Origin of the sequence: Flavobacterium sp., from assembly GCF_049590715.1 — a bacterium.
In the GTDB taxonomy this organism is placed as follows: Bacteria; Bacteroidota; Bacteroidia; order Flavobacteriales; family Flavobacteriaceae; genus Flavobacterium.
On sequence record NZ_JBAWDL010000289.1, the window covers coordinates 1 to 6,705 of the forward strand.

General features: G+C 33.8%; 3 protein-coding genes and 2 pseudogenes. 1 reads left to right on the forward strand and 4 read right to left on the reverse strand.

What is annotated here, in order from left to right:
- The 4 genes and pseudogenes from WBQ70_RS12835 to alaS form a co-directional block, all read right to left on the reverse strand.
- Positions 1 to 1,406, reverse strand: a pseudogene (locus tag WBQ70_RS12835) (translocation/assembly module TamB domain-containing protein); the annotation flags it as partial.
- Between the two features lie 169 nt (positions 1,407 to 1,575).
- On the reverse strand, positions 1,576 to 2,217 hold the full coding sequence (locus tag WBQ70_RS12840; RefSeq protein ID WP_423914895.1) for a DUF4230 domain-containing protein: 642 nt from the start codon (positions 2,215 to 2,217) through the stop codon (positions 1,576 to 1,578).
- A gap of 49 nt (positions 2,218 to 2,266) precedes the next feature.
- Positions 2,267 to 3,217: a GSCFA domain-containing protein gene (locus WBQ70_RS12845; RefSeq protein WP_423914897.1), complete on the reverse strand. Its 951-nt coding sequence runs from the start codon at positions 3,215 to 3,217 to the stop codon at positions 2,267 to 2,269.
- A gap of 128 nt (positions 3,218 to 3,345) precedes the next feature.
- Positions 3,346 to 6,000 (reverse strand): alanine--tRNA ligase, encoded by a 2,655-nt coding sequence (gene alaS / locus WBQ70_RS12850; protein WP_423914899.1) that lies wholly within the window; start codon positions 5,998 to 6,000, stop codon positions 3,346 to 3,348.
- 321 nt (positions 6,001 to 6,321) lie between these two features.
- On the opposite strand from alaS, the pseudogene WBQ70_RS12855 reads away from it, so the two are divergent.
- A pseudogene (locus tag WBQ70_RS12855) lies at positions 6,322 to 6,705 on the forward strand (M23 family peptidase); the annotation flags it as partial.

Sequence of the window (6,705 nt, forward strand, 5' to 3'; positions counted from 1 at the left end):
GATAGAAAAGGGTTGTTTTTTTGAAGATCTGGAGCAAAAAGTAAAATGTCCTTGAACCCTATTTTGGACTCATCTAAATGCGCATCAATAGTAGTTTCTCCCATTTTTTTTGAAAGACTTTCTATCGAAGCATATTTTATTTTTATTTTATTTTTTAATAACGTTTGTGGGGTTTTTAAATACAAACCTTCAAGATAGGCTTGTTTTAGACCATAAAAGAAATTAGTTTCTAAACGCTGTATTGCTAAGCCACTTTTATCATTTATAGTTAATGATTGTATATTTCCTGAAATTGTATCCGTGCTATAGTGAATTTTTGATGCTTTAGCATTTAGGTTCGTTAAATCTAAATGTTTATAATCCATTCCTTTTGCAACTGGTTTAGATTGCATATCATCAAACTTGAAGGCACTGTTTTTTAGGTCTAATGTTTGTAACGTTACTTTCCATCCATTTGAAGCAGTTACCTTTGTATCAGCTTGCGAACTTGGTTTTTCCTCTTTTTTACCTAAAACTAAATCCCCTTTCAGATTGTAACATTCAAAATAGTCTAAATCAATTGTTTGTTTCTTTAAATCCAAATCATTAAAAGCTATTTTTAAATCACCTAAATCTAGAGCCGTTTTCAATTTAGTTTCTTGATCATCATAGAGAACGGTAATTTTCGACAGGATTATTTTGTTTAAATTTAAACTCAATTCGTTTTTTGCTGCGGCGGCTTCTACTTTTTTAGTGTTAACCATCGCTTTGAATTTATCTAAACTATCTTTATTTAAAATAAAATTTGCACCAATCAATTCAATCGTAGGAATATTAAAATTCATTTTATCCAAATCAAATTCTTTGAATTTTGTTTTGAAAATATCCAGTTTAAAACGAATATCATTTTTAGAAATGGCATCTTTGTAATGAAAATGGCTGTTTTTTAAAGCTACATCGACCACTGAAATCACATAAGGTGTACTTGTAGTATCTTTAGGGACAGGCGATGCGAAAGCTTTGATAATATAATCAAAATTAAAAACAGAATCTTTATCTCTAGAAATCGCAGCGGTTACACCATCAAGTTCAACCGAATTAATTTCGATTTTATGATTAAGAATTTTAAATAAATCAATATCAACCTCCAAACGTTTTCCTGCCAGTAAAGTGTCCTTGTTTTGATCTTCAAAATAAAAGCCTTCAAGTACAATATTTTTAGGAAAACTAATTGCAATTTTATCGAGTGTACTTTTGGTTTTTATTTTGTTATTCAAAAAAGTCAATGCTTTGTCTTTGGCAAAATTCTGAACAGAGGGAACTTGAATTAAAACAATCAGTAACAACAAAAAAGCCACTATTGTAACGGCGCACCAAAGCAAAATTCTCAGCGTCTTTTTCAAATAAGAAATCAATTTACTGTTCATATAGTTATTCAATAGGTGCTCCCTTTTTTATTTACAAATTCTTTAATTCACAAAGCTCAACAAAATCGAACAATTCAAATTACATGATTTTAAAAAAATGTTTTAAAATTCAAATAATTGATCGTTTCAAATCTTTAAAACAAAACACAAAAAAAGAGGATAAATCCCCTTATAATTTTATTTTTTGATTCATATCAGTCTCATTCTCCATAACCTGACCTTCATACTCTAATTTCCAACCCATCGACTTGGTAACGATCAATATTTTTGAAAGTTCTGATAGTAGTCGGTTTTTCGCATTGGATTTCAATGTCGATTTTTCTATTTTTTGAGCAATGTTGGCTTTGGCTGTCTTGGCTATTTTATTATAATCACTAGCTGTGAATTCATTAAATCGGCTAGACTCTGTATCATAATATTTGAGTTCGGGATAAATTTTGATTTCTTCGTTAGGAATATTCGTTAGTGTCAAAACTTTATTTTCAGTATCAATATCATAGGTTAATTTACTCATATCAAAGGCTACAGTAACTTCGGCATTGATTACTACCAATGCTTTTTTATCAAAACTTAGTCCTGGAATATAGGTTTTCTTTTGGTCTTTATAAGTGAGCACTTCTGAAAAATGACCTTCAGTTACGACTAACTTAGCTACATTCTTAATTTGCGATTGAATTAAAGCTGTATCGTATTCTATGGAAGAATTGTCGTTGCTTTTAGTAAAATAGTTGTACCCAAAAAACAAAACTAATGCAAAAAGTAGGATGGTTATCCATTTTCTAATTTCGGGAAGATTAGTAGTAAAAGCCATATTTCAAATTTTAAACGAAGATATAAAAAGAGTTTCTAACACTTATTATTTAAAAAGAAATTTGAGGAAATTGTTTTTGTAAAATTGCCATTCTATAGTGAAGCTTGGCTAAAAATTGCTGATGACTTTCTGATTCTGGATTAAAAGAGCGGTGTTGCAAGCCGCTTTGAATACTTCCTATTTCTTTCATTGTAACAAAAGTCTTTTCAGACATATTGGATTCCGTAAATCGTTCCCATATATAATCTACCGCTACTGAATTTGGATGCAACATATCTGGAGTATAAAAACGATAATCCCTTAATTCATCCATCATTATTTCATAAGAAGGGAAGTAAAAGCACTTCGACCAGTTCAGTGTGACTACTTGATGTATGGCAGTTATCAAGTGTGCTTTACTCAACGTATTTTCAACAAAACCATCTTTGATATGGCGTACGGGCGAAACGGTGAATATGAAATTACAATTTGGATTAATTTTTCTGATAGTTTCAATGCTGTTTTGAATCGCATTTTGAATAGTTTCGACAGAAAGAATTTCTTTGGAAAACTGTTTTTGTGGCACTTTATGGCAATTGGCAACAATTTCGTTTGATTCTAAATTTCGATATACCCATGCAGTCCCAAGGGTAATGATACAATGTGTTGCCTCTGAAATGTTTTTATAAAAACCATCTAAAATGGTATTCAAATCAAACAGTAATGCTTCTTTATTAGGGTTTGAAAGTTCTGAATGCACCTCAAAACAATGCCATAAATCATTGTGAAAAAAAATAGCTGCATCGGTAAAATAGTCTTTGTTAACACATCGCTGAATCAGTTTTTCAATTGAAACGGGATTAAAAATAATTCCGAAAGGATTGCAAGAATTACCAAACTTATAGTAATTAAATTTATCCGACATATTGACCGCAAAACAAGACCCTAAAGACATTATTTTAGAATGGTAGTCAATAGGGAAATCACTGTTTGAAATAGGTATTTGAAGTCTAAAATTCATAAAATCGATTTATATCTCACAGCGGTTAGACAGTCATAAGGAGCATTAAGAATCAGCTATAACATTCTCGTCTTAAATATAAAACCCAAAGACAGAAAATTGATTTCTCTCTTTGGGTTTCACTTTTTCTATTTAATAAAGTCAATCGCTTTAGTCAATGCCTCAGGAATTCCTGCCACATTTTTTCCTCCAGCTGTAGCAAAGAAAGGTTGTCCCCCTCCACCACCTTGGATAAATTTGCCCAATTCACGCACTACTTGACCAGCATTCAATCCCTTATCAGCAACTAATTCTTTGGAAATATAGCAGGTTAACATTGGTTTTCCTTCTTCGGCTGTAGCCAAAACTAAAAACAAATTAGTTCCTAGATTTCCTAATTCGTAAGCCAAATCTTTAGCGCCTTCAGGATTCAAATCCACTTGTTTTGCTAAGAACTGAATTCCGTTTACTTCTTGTAACTCCTGCTCTAATTCAGTTTTCATATTTTTAGCTTTGTCTTTCAACAAGGCTTCCAATTGTTTTTTCAACTTCGCATTTTCGTCTTGAAGTGCTACCACTGCTTTGATCGTATCTTGTGGATTCTTCAAAGTAGCTTTAATTTCGACCAACAAGTTTTCTTGTGATGTATAAAAATCTTTCACCGCTTGACTAGTAATCGCTTCCACGCGACGAATTCCTGCCGCAACTGCTCCTTCCGAAACAATTTTAAAATGCCAAATTTCTGCGGTATTGTTCACATGGATTCCTCCACACAATTCCATACTGCTTCCAAATTTGATCGCACGTACATTGTCACCATATTTTTCACCAAACAAAGCCATTGCTCCTTCTTCTAACGCTTGTTGAATAGGAATATTTCTTCTTTCGATTATTGGCAATTGCTCTTGAATTCTTGCATTCACAAAATCCTCTACTTGTTGTAACTCTTCATCCGTCACTTTAGCAAAGTGTGAAAAATCAAAACGCAAATAGTTAGGATTTACTAAAGATCCTTTTTGTTCCACGTGCGTTCCTAGAATGGTACGCAACGCTTGGTGCATTAGGTGAGTCGCCGAGTGATTCTTAGCTGTTGCATCTCTTAAATCAGTATTTACTTTAGCAATAAAACTAGCTTCTAAATTCTCTGGCAATTGTTTTGCAAAATGCAAAATCAAGTTATTTTCTTTCTTCGTATCGATGATTTCAATTGTTTCGTTTGCCGAAATCAATGTTCCTTTGTCTCCAACTTGACCTCCACCTTCTGGGTAGAAAGGTGTACCATCTAGAACGATTTGGTACATCACCCCATCTTTCTTAGAATCTACTTTACGAATACGGGTAATTTTGACTTCGTTTTCTACTTGATCGTATCCTACGAAAGATTCCGTGTTTCCTTCCACCAAAATTTTCCAGTCATCAGTCGAAACTTCAGAGGCTGCACGAGAACGTGATTTTTGTGCTTGCATCGAAGCATCAAATTCCGTTTCGTTGAAAGACATTCCTTTTTCTTTTAGAATCAAAGCTGTTAAATCTTTTGGAAAACCAAAAGTATCATACAATTCAAATGCTTTAGCACCTGACACTTCATTTCCTTTCGTAGTAGCAATTACATTTTCTAACAATTGTAATCCTTGGTCTAAAGTTCTCAAGAAAGATGCTTCTTCCTCACGAATTACATTAGTAACCAAGTTTTGTTGTGATTTGATTTCTGGGAAAAATTCCCCCATTTGATCTGCCAAAACCCCTACTAATTGATAGATAAAAGCTTCTTTGGTATCCAAAAAGGTAAAACCGTAACGAATAGCACGACGTAAAATACGACGAATCACATATCCTGCTCCTGTATTTGATGGCAACTGCCCATCAGCAATAGCAAAGGCTACCGCACGCACGTGATCGACAATCACACGAATGGCAATATTTATTTTGTTTTGTTCTTCGGTTGGAACGGACAAGTCGCGACTTGTCTCTACAGTATTGGGCGTATATTTTAATCCTGTAATTTGCTCCACTTTTTCAATAAGTGGCGTAAACACATCGGTATCGTAATTTGAAGTTACATCTTGCATCGCCATACACAAACGCTCAAATCCCATTCCAGTATCTACGTGTTGTGCAGGTAATTTCTCTAGAGATCCATCAGCTTTACGGTTGAATTCCATAAATACGTTGTTCCAAATCTCTACTACTTGAGGATGATCTGCATTCACTAAGCTTCTTCCAGTAACTGTCGCTCTTTCTTCATCGGTACGCAAATCGATATGAATTTCAGAACAGGGACCACAAGGTCCTTGGTCACCCATTTCCCAGAAGTTATCTTTTTTATTTCCTAAAATGATGCGGTCTTCAGGAACGAATTGTTTCCAAATATCAAACGCCTCTTGATCAAAAGGTACATTCTCGGCTTCGTTTCCTTCGAAAACAGAAACGTACAAACGGTCTTTGTCTAATTTTAAAACTTCGGTCAAGAATTCCCAAGCCCAAGGCAACGCTTCTTTTTTGAAATAATCCCCAAAAGACCAGTTTCCTAGCATTTCGAACATCGTATGATGATACGTATCAAAACCTACATCCTCTAAGTCGTTATGTTTCCCTGATACACGAAGACATTTTTGCGTATCGGTGATACGATTGCTTTTGGGTGTGGCATTTCCTAAAAAATATTCTTTAAACTGTGCCATTCCTGAGTTATTGAACATCAAGGTAGGATCGTCTTTTAATACTATAGGTGCCGAAGGAACGATTAAGTGTCCTTTGCTTTCAAAGAATTGTAAATACGCTTTGCGAATGTCTTGTGATCTCATTTATTAAATTTTGTTTAAAGTTTAAGGTTTAAAGTTTTTCAACGTTTAAATCAACTTTAACTATTTGATTATTTTTTTGCCCCAGATAATAGTGGAAAGCTTCGAGTTTAGGCAATCTATTTTTTCTTGATGGTGCAGAGCGACCAGAGGAAGCTCCTGCAACAGGGTAGAAAAAAAGATTGCTAAACGAGAACTTGTAACGGATAGCTGGAATAGGCCCTAATTATTTTTATTCCAAAAAAAGCAGTGGTACGAATGAAACATTTATTAAATTTGTTCCACTAACCTTTTTGGACGTGCAAAAATAGGGTATTTTAAAATATGGCGAAAGTAAAATATTATTACGATTCTGAAAATCTGGCTTATCGGAAAATTAAAACCAAAAAAAGACACAAATTTGCTTATATCGTCTTGTTTTTGGTGGCTTCGGCATTATTTGGATTTATCTGTTTTGTTGCATTATTGAATACCCCTTATTTTGATACACCAAAAGATCGCTTGATGTCACGTCAAATTGAGAATTTAAAACTGAATTATGATGTATTAAATAAGCGCATTGACGAACTTAATACGGTTACAGCATCGATTGAAGACCGAGACAATAATTTATACCGAACGTATTTTAATATTTCAGCAATTCCTACTGAAGATCGAAAATCAAATACAAAAGATCCTAATCGGTATGCGAAACTACAAGGGTATGAC

Coding starts and splice junctions, on each gene's coding strand:
- WBQ70_RS12845 (WP_423914897.1), bottom strand. CDS start 3,217: ATGAATTTTAGACTTCAAATACCTATTTCAAACAGTGATTTCCCTATT.
- alaS (WP_423914899.1), bottom strand. CDS start 6,000: ATGAGATCACAAGACATTCGCAAAGCGTATTTACAATTCTTTGAAAGC.
- WBQ70_RS12840 (WP_423914895.1), bottom strand. CDS start 2,217: ATGGCTTTTACTACTAATCTTCCCGAAATTAGAAAATGGATAACCATC.